Genomic DNA, 14,952 nt, shown 5'->3' with positions numbered 1-14,952 from the left:
TAAATTTTATAAATTACCGCGGCGCTCTTGTTCTCTTTCAATAGATTCAAATAATGCTTTAAAGTTTCCTTCTCCAAATCCACGGGAACCTTTACGCTGAATAATCTCAATGAACAATGTTGGACGATCTACAATTGGTTTCGTAAAGATTTGTAATAAATAACCCTCTTCGTCACGGTCTACTAGAATCTTCAATTCTTTTAATTTATCAATTTCTTCATCAATTTTCCCCACTCGTGCAGTTAACTCATCGTAATACGTATCTGGCGTATCTAAAAATTCAACACCGTTCGCACGAAGTACTTCAATTGTTTTTACAATGTCACTTGTTAATAAAGCGAGATGCTGTACACCCGCTCCGTTATAAAACTCTAGATATTCTTGAATTTGTGACTTTCTTTTTCCGTCTGCTGGTTCATTAATTGGAAACTTAATACGGCTTCCATTCGTCATAACTTTTGACATTAATGCCGAATACTCTGTGCTAATATCGTCATCATCAAAGTGAATCATTTGTTTAAATCCCATGACGTTCTCATAATAACTAACCCATTCTTCCATTTTCTCAACGTTACCAACGACATGGTCTACAGCAATTAAACCGGATTCTTCAAATGGAATATTGAACTCTACCTTTTGAAATCCTGGCATGAATGTCCCTTTATAATTTTTACGCTCTACGAGCGTATGAATTGTATCACCATACGTACCAATAACCGCTTTCTTCAAGGTACCTTCCTCATCTGTTAACTCTTCAGGAGGAGCAATCGCAACAGCGCCACGCTTCACCGCTTCAGAGTAAGCTTTATCAACGTCATCAACAAGTAAAGCCACATCTTTCACTCCATCACCATGAGTCTTTACAAACTCTGCAATACGGCTATCGCTACTTAAAGCTCCAGACACAACAAAACGCATATTCTTTTGCACAAGAACATAAGATACCTTTTCACGGTTTCCTGTTTCTAATCCCGAATAAGCTACAATTTTGAATCCAAACGCTCTCGCAAGATAATAGCTTGATTGCTTTGCATTTCCTACGTAAAATTCGATATGATCTACATCACGTACCGGAAAAAAATCCTCCATTTGTGCAGCTAGCGTATCCATAGATTTTTGTTTCATAATATCTTCATCCCCCTGTAAATAGATTAAATGGTTCATATTTAAACCTAACCGAAAACGCTTCCAACATAGATTAATAGAAATTAGTTAGCAGGCTAACAATTTCTGACCTTTAAAATTTTCTATCTTTTCTGTCAAATTCCTCTTTTTTTCTTATATATAAAATTCGACTTTTTTCTCTTTGAAGTAATGGGGAATATTAATACTTGGGGGGTATATATGAGAGGAAAATAAAAAAGACCCCAACATATTAACTACTTACTAATACGTTAGAGTCTTTATTTTTTTTGAATGATTGTATTTATATTTCTCATACTAATATGTTTGCAAGGAATAGAATAAATGATGTTAATACTATCGCTCCACCTAATGATCCTAATAAATCTGTTTTTGTTACTTGTAATACTTGTTCCTTGTTCATATTCCTCATTCTCCCTTCTTTTGTTTTTGTTACAAAACTTTTATTATACTAATACACTTGAAAGAAATACGATTAATGCTGTTAATACTACTGCTCCGCTTGCTGATCCTAAGAAGTCACCTTTTGTTACTTGTAATACTTGCTCGTTGTTCATAATTTTCATTCTCCCTTCTCTTATTTTTGTTACAAAACTTCTATTATACTAATACACTTGAAAGAAATACGATTAATGCTGTTAATACTACCGCTCCGCTTGCTGATCCTAAGAAGTCACCTTTTGTTACTTGTAATACTTGCTCGTTGTTCATAATTTTCATTCTCCCTTCTCTTATTTTTGTTACAAAACTTCTATTATACTAATACGCTTGAAAGAAATACGATTAATGCTGTTAATACTACCGCTCCGCTTGCTGATCCTAAGAAGTCACCTTTTGTTACGTTTAATACTTGCTCGTTGTTCATATCATTCATTCTCCTTTTTATAAGTTATCTATATGTAATTTCTAAGAAATGATTAATTCATAGTTTTCATGTTAACGTTACATTAAAATTAATTACGTAACGTTTGTAACATTAATGTAACATAACTATTATTACGTTGCAATATAATTACGTAAATTTTATTACACTTTTTTTACGTTTTTTTAAATAAACACTCAAAAACCTTATTTTAATGCGTTTTCTACTACACCCATGTTTGTAACACTAGTGTAATATTACGGTCATAAAGCAAATATAATATTATTCATCTCTATTTTGTTACAAAACAAAGTGAAACTTTAATCAGCAAGGATTCCATTCCCTACTAATTATTCCCCCTCACCAATCGAGCTTTTACTGGCAATTAATGCGGGATAAAATACTATCTTTCCAAGATAAGTTTATATGTTTCCTCTATATAACTATGTATAATGGAAACAAAGAGGTGGTCATTTTGAAATTAATCGCATTAGATATGGATGGTACACTACTATCATCTAATCTTGAAATCTCCAAAGAGAACTTACAAGCTATCCAAACCGCAAAAGAAGCTGGTCATATTGTAATGATTTGTTCTGGCCGCGCGAAAGAGGATGCTTTGAAATTATTGGAAGAATATAAACTATCTCTTCCAGTTGGAGCAAGCAATGGGGCAATTGTTTATGTGGACGGAAAAGTAATTAACTCGCGTTGTTTACAAAATGATAAAGTATACAAGCTTGCAAAATTACTAGAATCTGAAGGTTTCCCATATAAGTTGTACACAAATAAAGGTGTTTATTCTCCTTATACATGGCAAGATCAAGTCATGCAGGCATTCGAAGAAAACAAACATACACTAGATGTTACACTTGAGGAACTTGAAAGAATTACAGAAAAACAAAAAAAATCCAACTTAATTACTGATTTCCAAAAAATCGAAGATGTTGTAAACAATCCAGAACTAGAAGTATCTAAGTTCTTCATTTTAACATTTAATGCAGGGCATCGAGCACAGCTATTAAGCATGTTACAAGAGGATGCTGATATTATGGTTACAGCCTCAGCTCCTACTAATTTAGAAATCATGGACAAGAATGGACATAAGGGAAATGGCCTAAAGCAGATGGCAGCCCACTTTAATATCCCAATTGAAGATACAGTTGCTATTGGTGATAATTTTAATGATGTACCAATGTTAGAAGTTGCTGGCTTATCTATAGCAATGGGAAATGCCGAAGAAGATGTAAAAAAACTATGTGACGTTGTAACATTAACAAACAATGAACATGGTGTTGCTCATGCAATCGAGCAATTTGTACTGAAACAAACTTCATCTAGTAAATAAAATGAAACTTTAATCAGAGGTGGGAGTCTTACTGCCCACAAATAGCGGGATAAAAAAAGGACTCTTTCAATTTGAAAGAGTCCTTTTCTTTTATACATGATGACAAGCAACGAAGTGCTCTTCACCAACATTACGAAATTCTGGTACTGTTTTTTTACAAACATCTGTTGCAAATGGGCAACGTGTATGAAAGCGACAACCTGATGGTGGATTTGCAGGACTTGGAATATCACCCTCTAGTATAATTCGCTCTCGCTTCACTGTTGGATCCGGTATTGGCACAGCCGATAACAAAGCTTTTGTATACGGATGAAGTGGGTTCGCAAATAACTCATCACGCGGTGCAGTCTCCACAATCGTTCCTAAATACATAATCCCAATTTTTGTACATAAATGCTCCACTACACTTAAATCATGTGAAATGAATAAATAAGATAATCCCTTTTTCTCCTGTAACTCACTAAATAAATTAATGATTTGTGCTTGAATAGATACATCTAGTGCTGCCACAGGCTCATCAGCTACAATGAATTCTGGATTTAATACCATCGCTCTTGCGATAACGATACGCTGACGTTGCCCACCAGAAAACTCATGAGGATACCGGTCAATATGATACGGAGCTAAACCACATAACTCCAATATTTCTATCACCTTTGCACGAACATTTTCTTTCGTTGCTAGTCCGTGAGCCAACATCGGCTCACCAAGTGCTTCTCCAATTCTCATTCTTGGATTTAATGAGCTAAATGGATCTTGGAAAACGAGCTGCATATTAGGACGATGTTTTCTCAATTCCTCCTTGGATAAAGAATAAACATCGCGCCCTTTAAACTTCACTTCCCCCTCCGTTTTTTGGACGAGGCGTAAAATTGTTTTTCCTATCGTTGTTTTCCCGCTTCCTGATTCTCCAACGAGGCCAAATACTTCGCCTTTATTAATAGTAAAACTTACTCCATCAACTGCTTTTACATGTCCAATCGTTCTACTAAATACGCCGCCCTTAATCGGAAAATACGTCTTTAAGTTTTTCACTTCTAATAATGGTTCACTCATTGTTCCGCACGCTCCTCGTATAACCAGCAAGCTACTTTATGATTCTCATCATGTACATTCAGATTCGGTGCTTCTTCTTTACATATTTCCATACAATGCTCACAACGACCGCTAAAGTAGCAAAATTCCCCTAAGCCAACTAAATTAGGAACTTGCCCTGGAATAGAATAAAGTTTATCGATTCGTTTCCCCATTACTGGTTTTGATTTTAGCAACCCTTTCGTATACGGATGTTTCGGATTTTGGAATATTTCTAGTACTGGAGCTTCTTCAATAACTTTTCCGCCATACATAACGACAACGTAATCCGCCATTTCTGCTACAACGCCTAGATCATGTGTAATTAATAAGATTGATGTTTTGAATTCCTCTTTTATTTGTCTTAGTAAATCTAATATTTGTGCTTGAATCGTAACATCAAGAGCCGTTGTTGGCTCATCCGCAATTAATAACTTCGGATTACAGCTAAGTGCAACAGCAATCATAATACGCTGTAACATACCACCACTCAGTTCGTGCGGATAAGAATGGACAATTTCATCAGCGCGAGCTATACCAACTTTACGAATTAATTCAATTGCCTTCTTATATGCTTCATTTTTACTAAGTAATTCATGCTCTCTTAACGTTTCTACAATTTGCTCTCCTACAGTGAAGACAGGATTTAGCGATGTCATCGGTTCTTGGAAAATCATCGCAATGTCATTGCCTCTTAAACTACGAAGTTCTTTCTCCTTCATTTCTAAAAGACTTTTTCCTTCATATAAAATATCGCCACCTACTACACTGCCTGATTCAGCAATAAGCCCCATAATAGATAAAGCCGTTACACTCTTCCCGCACCCTGATTCACCTACAACACAAACTGTTTCACCTTCTCGAACTGCAAAACTAACATGATTAACAGCCTTTACTGTCCCTTCCTCTGTCTGAAAGTGTGTTTGTAAATCTTTCAGTTCTACTACCGCTCTACTCATATCTTCTCACCTACCGTCTCATCTTTGGATCTAACGCATCACGAAGTGCATCACCAAGTAAATTAATAGATACAACTGTTATAAAGATTGCAAAGCCAGGCGGAATCCATAACCACGGACGCTTTTGGAAGTCAATTAGTGAGTTAGCTGCGCTAATCATGTTCCCCCATGATGGTGTAGGCGGGACGACGCCGAGGCCTAAGTAGCTTAGTGCGGACTCCCCTAGAATGGAACCAGCAACACCTAATGTAGATACAACAATTAATATCGGTAAAACATTAGGGATTAAGTGATATATAATTTTTCGGTAATCTTTTATTCCTAACACATCAGCAGCTTGCATAAAAGCCTGCTCCCGAAGTGATAAAATTTGACCTCTTACAAGACGTGCAAGCCCTGGCCAACCTACTAAACTTAAAATAATCATAATGACATACAGACGATAATCAGACGGTACTTTCCACTCTGATAAAATCGCCCCCATTATAATAAGTAACGGTAATCCTGGCATCGACATTAAAATATCTGCAAGCCGCATAATAATATTATCAACGATACCACGATAAAAACCTGCAATAGCTCCTAATACAGCTCCTAGTATCACGGATAAAACCATTGAAGCTAAGCCAATTGTTAATGAAATCCGTCCCGCTTGCATGAGTCTTGTTAAAATATCTCTTCCTAATTGATCTGTACCAAGCCAATGAGAAAAACTAGGTGGTTTGTTAATTAACGCAACTTGTATTTTTCCTGATGCATATGGCGAAAAAAACGGTCCAATAAAGCAAAATAAAAACATAAAAATTAATGCATACAACCCTACTAGTGCCATCTTATTTCTCTTTATCTTTTTAAGAGCTTGTCGCCACGGTGATGATTCATTTTTTCTCTTTTTTCTCTTTTTTCCTTTTTTCTCTGTAATCGCTGTAACAGTTTCCATCTCGTTCCCCCCCCTTACTTCAACCGAATACGTGGATCAACAACTGCATATACAATGTCTGCGAAAAAGTTTGAAACGATTGTTAAACAAGAAAGAAACATCGTAAATGCCATTAATACTGTATAATCACGGAAATTAAGTGCTTCTAATTGAATATTACCGATACCTGGCCAGTTAAAAATTTGTTCAATAATAATTGCTCCTGAAAATAAACCGGGTAATTCAAATGCTAATAAAGTAATCGCCGGTAAAATTGCATTTTTTAATGCGTGCTTATAAATAACAGTCTTTTCCTTTAAACCTTTTGCTCGTGCTGTTCGTATGTAGTCTTGCCTTACAACCTCTAACATACTTGTTCTAAAATAACGAGTTAATGAACCCACTCCAAGAAGTGTCAAAATAAATACTGGTAAAACCATATGCTTTGCAACTTCTATCACATACGCAAACCCAGTAGAATTACTACCAACATCAATCATTCCACCTATCGGTAATAACTTAAAGTCAACCGCAAACACTTTAATTAAAAACAAACCGATAAAGAATGAAGGGAATGACATTGCTGCAAAGACACCAATTGTTACAAGCTTGTCAAACAAAGAATGTTGCTTTGTTGCTGAGAATACACCGATAATAAGTGCAATTAGCCAAATAAAAAATAACGCAATAATTGCTACACTAAAGGAATTCCAAATAAATTTATTTAATAATGACGTTACAGGCTCTTGATATTGAAGTGAAAAACCAAAATCCCCTTGCAAAGCATTACCTAACCAATGAAAATAACGCTCAACAATCGGCTTATTTAATCCATACAATTCCCTAAGTTCAGCTGCTCTTTCTGGTGTAATCTTTGGATTCGAATCAATATAATCCCCTGGAAGAAGCGCAAACAAGAAAAAAATAATAATTGATGTACCAAATAGTGTAGGAATCATTTGCAACAACCTACGAACGATATATGTTTTCACCCTTTTTCTCTCCAATCTTATGCTTAAAATAGAAGAACATTTTTTCAAAGCGGCACCTTACTAACCGAATGAAAAAATGTCTTCTACTTATACATTCTTATCGTTATTTTTCAAATGATAATGCTGGTAAGTTTGCGCTAATACTGTTGTATTTTTCAGGGTCAATCCCTTTTATATTCCCGTTGTATCCTGTAATTGTTCTACGATAGTTTAATAGAATTACTGGTGGATCATCACTTAATTCTTTATACAGTTCTTTATAGATTGGTTTACGTTTTTCAATATCTACTGTCTCAATACCTTTTTGAATTAACTCATCTACTTTCGCATTTTTATAACCTAGACTCTTCTCATTGACACCAGACAAATATTCACCAGCTGTTTCACTCGGATCACTTGTAATCGGTGTCGAAACAGAAGCTAAATCATAGTCACCTTTATTTACCTTCGAAAGCATAGTATTAAAGTCCATAAATTCAGGGTTAAATTCTACACCTATCTCTTTATAATTCTCTTTCGCAATTGGAATTAATAAATCACTATCTTTAGCCGAACTTGGGCCGAAATAAGAAAGCTTTAATTTTTGACCATCTTTTTCACGAATTCCGTCCGAACCAACTTTCCATCCTGCTTCATCTAATAATTTTTTCGCTTTTTCTTTGTCGTATTCATATTTATTAACGCCTTCTTCCGTATAAGCCCAAGAAGTTGGATGAATTGGTACATTAGCTACCGTACCGTATCCTTTCAATGCTGTATCAACATATTTTTTACGATCTAACCCGTAAATAAGTGCTTGGCGGACCTTCTTATCCTTTAAATACGGCTTATTATTATTCATATAAATATAACTAAATGACGCCGCTGTTTCGATTTGAATATTTGCAAATTCTAAAGCCTTAGCCTGTTCAAGAACTTCGTCACCAGTACCTAGGCCAGTGTAGTCAACTTCACCTGTTTGGAATAATTGAAGTTTCGTATCACCAGAAGTAATTTTATAAATGAAGTTTGGAATTTTTGGTTTACCCGCATAATAATTTTCATTTGCTACAAAGCGTACTTCTTGGCCTGGAATATATTTATCAAATTTATATGGACCCGCAGCTATCGGTTTTTCATATAACTCTTTTAAGTAATCTAAACTTGTATTTTGTTTATAATCTTTTCCATAATAAGCTTTTGATAACACCTCTCCACCTAAAGCTGTTAGTGCCTGTGAATTAACTTTTTCAGTCGTAATTTTAATTGTTTGTGGATCAACAACTTGAATACCTTCAATAGAAGTTGCCTTTCCTTCTTTATATTCTTTACCACCTTTAACCGCATATTGAGAGATGTCTACCTCACCTTCATATGCCTTATCATGTAAAAGCGTCAACGTGAACGCCACATCATCTGCTGTTAATGGCGACCCGTCACTAAATTTCAAGTCTTTACGTAAATGGAATGTATATGTTAACTGATCAGAAGAAACGTCCCACTTCTCAGCTAATTGCGGAATTGGTTTCCCTTGTTTATCGGTTGATACAAGAGATGCAAAAATAACAGAAGTCACGTTTCCATCCCATCCATTTTGTTGGAAATACGGTAAAAATACGCCGCCTGGTTTACTAATACCAACTACTAACGTATCTTTTCGATTCTTCGCTTTATCTGGCACTTTCGTTTTATCTGTCGCAGCGATTTTTTCAATTTTTATATTTTTTAAATCTTGCTGTTTAACTGGTTCTGTAGAAGCCGTATCTTCCTGTCCCCCGCAAGCAGATAACACAAACGAACTACTCAGTAATACTGAAAATAAACCAGCCCATTTTTTTGTCTTTTTCTTCATTGTCCCCACCCTAACTTTTTTTTAATAATTACACTTTATGAACTGCTTGCCTTATGTATGCCTCCCACAGCAACATTTATAGCCAATCGGAAAAGTCGGTTTTAAACGCAAAAAAAGATGTTTTTGAGGGGTAACAATCTTATCCCGACCTTTCCGGTAGACTTTATGGTTATTAGCTTATATCTTTCAATATATTTTGTCAATTCTTTCTATATAAAAATATTTCAAGAATTTTTTCAAAATTATTTATCAATCTTTAATTTAGGTAAACTTAGTAAAATTCCATTATAATTATCTTCTTGTAATCCTTGAATTCGCGAGTTATGAGCAGATACCACTTTACTATTATTTAAGAAAATCACTGGTGGATCTTCACTTAATTCTTGATACAATTGCTTATAAATCTCTTTCCGCTTCTCAATATCTAACGTTTGTAGCGCCTCTGTTGCTAGTTCATCCACTTTCGGATTATGATACCCATCGTAGTTTCGTTTACTTGTTGAAACAAATTCCTCAATTGTCCCACTCGGATCATCAATCATCGGTGTGGACACCATCGCTAAATCATAATCTCCTTTAATTACCTTGGAAATCATCGTATTAAAGTCCATATATTCTGGGTTAAAGTCTACACCAAGCTTTTTGTAATCCTCTTTCATAACAGGAATCATCACATCATTAATCTTACTTGCAGAAGAAGCAAAATAACTTACCTTCAATTTCTGCCCCTCTTTTTCACGAATCCCATCTGATCCAGCCTTCCATCCCGCTTCATCAAGTAGTTTCTTTGCTTTTTCTAAATTATATTCGTATTTATTAATCCCTTCTTCTGTATACGCCCAAGAAACTGGTGTAATTGGTACATTGACGAGTGAAGCATAACCTTGGAAATACGTATCAATTACCTTTTGGCGTTCTAATCCGTAAATAAATGCTTGGCGAACACGTTTATCTTTAAAGTATGGTTTCTTATAATTCATTTTAATGTAGCCGTAAGAACTTCCTGTATACACATTAATATTAGCGAAACCTAACTCTTTTAATTGCTCGATTGTCTCCGCATTTGTCGTAAATCCATCATAATCTACTTCTCCCGCTTGAAACTGTTGCAAATTCGTATCACCTTTTGTAATTTTATAAATAAAGTGCTCAATCTTCGGTTTACCCTCAAAATAATTTTCATTCGCTACAAATCGTACTTCTTGGCCTGGAATGTATTTATCTAGTTTATAAGCTCCAGATCCCATCGGCTTGCCATATAACTCTTTTAAATACGCTAAATTCCCTTGCTTATACTCTTTACCGTAATAAGCTTTTGATATAACTTCTCCACCAATTAACGATAATGTTTGGGCATTTACCTTCTCAGTTGTAATCGTAATTGTTTTCGGATTAACGACTTGAATGCCTTCAATAGCTGTTGCTTTTCCTTCTTTATATGCTTGGCCTCCTTTTATTGCTGTTTGGCTTATGTCCGTTGCACCACTATAAGTTGGATCATGTAGTAACGTTAATGTAAATGCTACGTCATCTGCTGTTAACGGTGAACCATCACTAAACTTTAAATCATCTTTCAAATGAAACGTATATGTAAGCTGATCCCCCGAAATATCCCACTTCTTCGCTAGAATTGGGATTGGTTTCCCTTCCTTATCCAATCCAACGAGAGGAGCAAAGATAGCTTGCGTTATATTACCATCCCACCCATTTTCCATAAAATGCGGAAGGAATATCCCGCCAGGGCTCGGCATTCCCGCTACAAAGGTATCTTTTCTTTCTTTTGCCTTTGCTGGACTTTTTGCTTTGTCACTTGCTTTAATAAATTCATCTTTCACTCTTGGTAATTTTGCAACTTCATTTGTACCTGCTTCTTCTTGACCACATCCGGCTAACAATACTGACACACTAAGACATGTAGCAAGTACTCCTTTAAAAGTCTTTCGCATCACTCTCACCTTTACTTTCTTTTTAAGTATGTAACAACATAACGCCCCTTTCTGTAACTATCTTTATTTTTCCTATAAAAATAGTATGAATTAATTTCAAGATTATTCCTTTTCAATAGTTATGTCAATCCTTGCTAATTGTTTTCTCTCAAAAAAACAAAAAGCACCTTCTATTACCTAATAGCCACGCATAGAATAATAACAATCCACTACCAAAAAGGGGGCGAAAGTATGGACAACCTATTCCAATATGTCCTGCACTATGTGCTATTAACAATCATAATAGTCGGGGCACTATTACTATTCCCGTTCTTCCCAAAGTTCGTCCTCTTTTTAGCTTTTTTTATTATGCTCGGGATCGCTATTATAATTTCAACGAGGGAAGATACCACACAAAAAGAAAGCAGAGTTCAGCGCGTAAAGCTGTAAATCTGCTTTCTTTTTTTCAGTCGTAACGTATTCTTGTTAAACCAATTACGAAAAATACTCCTGCAAATAAAATGAGTATACCAATATATCCTCCTATATCTGCTAATGTACCTCCCCTTACAATTAACTCCGTAAAGCCACGCATCGCCCAAGTTTGTGGAACAAAGTTTGCTGCCGTTTGCATCCATGCCGGTTCAATTTCAATCGGCCAATAAAGACCACTAATCATACATGTTGAAATTACAACGATATTACCTAATGCTGACTGCTGTTCTGTTGTTTTTACTATACTTGCCAATAATAAAGCTAGACCAATGACGGCTAATAACAATACTGAAACGAGTGTAATAACCCCTAATAAATTTCCCCACTGCACATCAAATAATGAATGCGTTAATATCATTAAAACACCAAATTGAATCCACCCTATTAAAAAGAAGGAAAGGATATAACCTGCTAGTATTTGAACTTTTGAAACTGGTGCCTCTAATAAACGAGACCAAACCCCAAGTTGTCTAGCTTTCAAAATAGTTCCTGTCGCACTTAACATGACAATCATGACGAATAAAATTGAAAAACCTGCCGCTCGACCTGTAACGTTATTTAACTTTTGATCATCATGTAAAATCGATTCTTTTTGAATCGAAACAGGTTCTACTTTTGTATAAATTGTTTCATACATCGTTTCCCACGAAGTGTTACTTTTCTTCTCAAAATCTCTTGCTGCACTAACTTCTATCTCCATCTTTTTTAATGCACTTGCTAATACTTGCTCTACAGAAGTTCCACCAGTGAAATCAGCACTGGCTTGAAATTGAATATTTTCTATCTTTCTATCTAGCATACTCTTTTGAAAATTTTTTGGAATGATGATTATACCAGATGATTTCTTGTTTTCGATCCTCTGTTTCCCTTCCTCATACGTTACCTTCTCTATAGAAATTAAATCACTTTTCTTTATTTCCTCATAATACTTGCTAGATAATACAGAACCATCTTTATCTACTAAACTAACATTTACTTTCTCATTCCCACTTCCACCTAAAAGCCCACCGAAAATAAGTGTGAAAATAATAGGCATTCCAAACATGAGTATATAACTTTGTGGCTTAATTAAGATTTGTTTTAATTCTAGCCAACAAAGTGCCCAAACCTTCTTCATCATTTCCCCTCCTATCTCGTACGTAAACGTAACGTTCCAATCATAACGGAGATAATTCCTGCACTACATAAACTTAAAATAATAGGGAGTAGCACATCCCAAGATGTTCCCGACATAATATTTAAGAAGCTTGTAAGTGCCCATTTATTTGGAACAATATTCGCAACTGTTTGAAGCGTATCGGGAAATACGTAAATCGGTAACATTGATCCACCTAATATAGCTAATATTTGAATGCCGATTCCCCCCATTAAATCTGCTGTTTTTTCCTCACGAATAAAGGCTGCAATTAGCATGGATAAACCAGAAACACAAATTGCATACGAAACCCCCAACACTACTATTTGAGACACGTCTTCGCCCCATTCCACATGAAACATAAAGTGTGAAGCAACTATAAACATTCCAAATTGTATACAAGCAAATAGTAATGTACCTAAAAATTTCCCGAATAAAATCGAAAATGAACTCGTCGGTGTACTGAACAACCGCGCCAACGTTTCGGTTCGTTGCTCTGTTACAACTGACTTCGCACCTACTGTTATGTTATATAGTAAAAACATGACTAACATCGCTGCTGCATAATATTGCATCGCTGCAACTGTTTTTTTACCAACTGTTCCTTTTTCGATATGATTCGCACTTGCAGTTGCTACCGTCTGTAGATTTCCACTTACATCTTTTGCAACTTGTGCCACATCACCCTGCTGGGATTTTACTAATTCTGTTACAACACTTTTAGTAGATACTGCGACTGTTTGAACACGTTCTGAAAAAGAACGAATCATTGATTCAGCAATTTTCGCTTGTATATCTTTTGATGGATCTATAAGCACCTTTGGTTCTTTTAACTTTCCATCTTGTACTTGTTCGCTCCATTTATTTGGGATGACAATTCCTACATCGATTTTCTTTTCCTTTAACATATCTTCAAGCTCTTCCTGAGAGTTAACTACCTTTACTTTCACGTCATCTTTTATTTCTTTAGATTGCAATACTTCTTTTCGAAAGACATCTGCGAACTCATCCGTCCCCCCTTGATAATAGCCAATTACTGTTTTAGGTAGTCCACCACTATCAAATACATTACTTAACGCTGAACCTAAAATCGCTGTTAATAAAAGCGGCATAATTAACATCATCATAAATCCGCGGCGATCAATTAAACGGATTTTTAAATCTTTCCATGCAATAATGAAACTTTTCATCTCGCACTAACCTCCTTAATCACGCAGTGAACGTCCTGTTAATTGTAAAAAGAGTGCTTCTAAATTCGGTTCTTGTACTTCCAGCTTTAAAATTTGCGCGTTGTTCTCAACAACTACTGAAACAACTGTACCAATTGCCTCGCCACCATTTAATCCAATGTCAATCGTGCTATTATCTTCGTCAAAAATAATACGCTCAACAACAGGTAGTGCTTTCAACTTTTGTAGCAGTTCCGTACTATAGCGATTTAATTGCAATTTCACTATAAATCCATCGGTCAGACGATTACATAACTCTCTTTTCGTTCCTAGTGCAATTACCTTTCCGTGATCAACGATAGCAATTCGCTCACATAAATACTCAACTTCTTCCATGTAATGACTCGTATAAATGACCGTCATGCCTTTTTCATTTAATTTTTTAACAGTCTCTAAAATATGGTTTCTCGATTGCGGATCAATCCCGACTGTCGGTTCATCCATAATTAATAACTCTGGTTCGTGCATAAGTGCTGCACCAATATTAATACGCCGTTTCATTCCACCTGAAAATGTTTCAATTTTATCCTTCCCTCGGTCCTGTAAACCGACGTAAGCCAACACTTTCTCTGCCCGCTCTTTTGCAACCTTTCCATTTAAACCATACATCTTTCCCCAGAAGATTAAATTTTCCTTTGCTGAAAGTGTCGGATACAGCGCAATGTCTTGAGGGACAATACCGATTTTCTTTTTCGCTTCTAGTGGATACTCTTTTACAGATTTTCCGCCTACTTTTATATCACCACTATCGTATGGAATTAGCCCGCAAATCATTGATATCGTCGTTGATTTCCCCGCCCCATTTGGACCAAGCAACCCAAATGTTTCACCTTTTTTCACTTCAAAAGAAACACTCTTTACAATTTCCTTCTTGCCAAATGATTTTGTAATATGATCTATGACTAACATATTGATTCAGCCCCTTTGTATTCATCTACACTTTCATTGTAGAAAATTTCCTTCTTCTCTCCATCGCTCTTGAGATAGAAATACAAAATAAAAAAGCAGCAAATTTTGCTGCTTTTTTACACTTATGTATG

16 protein-coding genes are annotated in these 14,952 nt (G+C 35.6%); 2 read left to right on the top strand and 14 right to left on the bottom strand.

The annotated features are described in order from the left end of the window. Nucleotides 1-6: 6 nt before the first annotated feature. From hppD to KI356_RS13550, 5 genes are all read right to left on the bottom strand, one after another. Entirely contained in the window at nt 7-1,125 is a 1,119-nt protein-coding gene (gene hppD / locus KI356_RS13570) for a 4-hydroxyphenylpyruvate dioxygenase (RefSeq protein ID WP_088057331.1), read from the bottom strand. Between the two features lie 310 nt (nt 1,126-1,435). Further along, nucleotides 1,436-1,546, bottom strand: a complete 111-nt coding sequence (locus KI356_RS13565; RefSeq protein WP_205685986.1) for a DUF3948 family protein — start codon at nt 1,544-1,546, stop codon at nt 1,436-1,438. 43 nt (nt 1,547-1,589) lie between these two features. Continuing rightward, the gene (locus KI356_RS13560) at nt 1,590-1,700 is read right to left on the bottom strand and encodes a DUF3948 family protein (protein ID WP_085308673.1); all 111 of its coding nucleotides are present in this window, start codon (nt 1,698-1,700) and stop codon (nt 1,590-1,592) included. A gap of 43 nt (nt 1,701-1,743) precedes the next feature. Continuing rightward, the gene (locus KI356_RS13555; protein ID WP_128283254.1) at nt 1,744-1,863 is read right to left on the bottom strand and encodes a DUF3948 family protein; all 120 of its coding nucleotides are present in this window, start codon (nt 1,861-1,863) and stop codon (nt 1,744-1,746) included. A gap of 34 nt (nt 1,864-1,897) precedes the next feature. Next, nucleotides 1,898-2,008 (bottom strand): DUF3948 family protein, encoded by a 111-nt coding sequence (locus KI356_RS13550; RefSeq protein WP_001058532.1) that lies wholly within the window; start codon nt 2,006-2,008, stop codon nt 1,898-1,900. Between the two features lie 472 nt (nt 2,009-2,480). On the opposite strand from KI356_RS13550, the gene KI356_RS13545 reads away from it, so the two are divergent. Beyond that, nucleotides 2,481-3,353, top strand: a complete 873-nt coding sequence (locus KI356_RS13545) for a Cof-type HAD-IIB family hydrolase (RefSeq protein WP_212935671.1) — start codon at nt 2,481-2,483, stop codon at nt 3,351-3,353. A gap of 90 nt (nt 3,354-3,443) precedes the next feature. Here the strand turns inward: KI356_RS13545 and KI356_RS13540 are convergent, their stop codons facing one another. The 6 genes from KI356_RS13540 to KI356_RS13515 form a co-directional block, all read right to left on the bottom strand. Continuing rightward, nucleotides 3,444-4,409 (bottom strand): ABC transporter ATP-binding protein, encoded by a 966-nt coding sequence (locus tag KI356_RS13540; RefSeq protein WP_212935670.1) that lies wholly within the window; start codon nt 4,407-4,409, stop codon nt 3,444-3,446. Beyond that, nucleotides 4,406-5,386, bottom strand: a complete 981-nt coding sequence (locus KI356_RS13535; RefSeq protein ID WP_128283251.1) for an ABC transporter ATP-binding protein — start codon at nt 5,384-5,386, stop codon at nt 4,406-4,408. The genes KI356_RS13540 and KI356_RS13535 overlap by 4 nt, the downstream gene beginning before the upstream one ends. Before the next feature lie 10 nt (nt 5,387-5,396). Next, nucleotides 5,397-6,326, bottom strand: coding sequence for an oligopeptide ABC transporter permease (gene opp4C / locus KI356_RS13530; protein WP_212935669.1), 930 nt, complete (start codon nt 6,324-6,326; stop codon nt 5,397-5,399). Nucleotides 6,327-6,340: 14 nt separating this feature from the next. Beyond that, nucleotides 6,341-7,297: an ABC transporter permease gene (locus tag KI356_RS13525; protein ID WP_000860734.1), complete on the bottom strand. Its 957-nt coding sequence runs from the start codon at nt 7,295-7,297 to the stop codon at nt 6,341-6,343. 103 nt (nt 7,298-7,400) lie between these two features. Continuing rightward, on the bottom strand, nt 7,401-9,128 hold the full coding sequence (locus KI356_RS13520; RefSeq protein WP_212935668.1) for an ABC transporter substrate-binding protein: 1,728 nt from the start codon (nt 9,126-9,128) through the stop codon (nt 7,401-7,403). Nucleotides 9,129-9,370: 242 nt separating this feature from the next. Further along, the gene (locus tag KI356_RS13515; RefSeq protein ID WP_212935667.1) at nt 9,371-11,074 is read right to left on the bottom strand and encodes an ABC transporter substrate-binding protein; all 1,704 of its coding nucleotides are present in this window, start codon (nt 11,072-11,074) and stop codon (nt 9,371-9,373) included. A 231-nt stretch (nt 11,075-11,305) separates the two neighbouring features. On the opposite strand from KI356_RS13515, the gene KI356_RS13510 reads away from it, so the two are divergent. Continuing rightward, nucleotides 11,306-11,503, top strand: coding sequence for a hypothetical protein (locus KI356_RS13510; RefSeq protein ID WP_002115459.1), 198 nt, complete (start codon nt 11,306-11,308; stop codon nt 11,501-11,503). A 16-nt stretch (nt 11,504-11,519) separates the two neighbouring features. On the opposite strand, the gene KI356_RS13505 is transcribed toward KI356_RS13510, so the two are convergent. The 3 genes from KI356_RS13505 to KI356_RS13495 are packed head-to-tail and all read right to left on the bottom strand — an operon-like array spanning nt 11,520 to nt 14,821. After that, on the bottom strand, nt 11,520-12,665 hold the full coding sequence (locus tag KI356_RS13505; RefSeq protein ID WP_128283247.1) for an ABC transporter permease: 1,146 nt from the start codon (nt 12,663-12,665) through the stop codon (nt 11,520-11,522). Between the two features lie 11 nt (nt 12,666-12,676). Then, on the bottom strand, nt 12,677-13,873 hold the full coding sequence (locus KI356_RS13500; protein WP_212935666.1) for an ABC transporter permease: 1,197 nt from the start codon (nt 13,871-13,873) through the stop codon (nt 12,677-12,679). 15 nt (nt 13,874-13,888) lie between these two features. Then, nucleotides 13,889-14,821, bottom strand: a complete 933-nt coding sequence (locus KI356_RS13495; RefSeq protein ID WP_128283245.1) for an ABC transporter ATP-binding protein — start codon at nt 14,819-14,821, stop codon at nt 13,889-13,891. Between the last annotated feature and the right edge of the window lie 131 nt (nt 14,822-14,952).

This window comes from Bacillus hominis (genome assembly GCF_018332515.1).
In the GTDB taxonomy this organism is placed as follows: domain Bacteria; phylum Bacillota; class Bacilli; order Bacillales; family Bacillaceae_G; genus Bacillus_A; species Bacillus_A hominis.
This window is presented reverse-complemented; position numbering and strand designations above follow the sequence as displayed.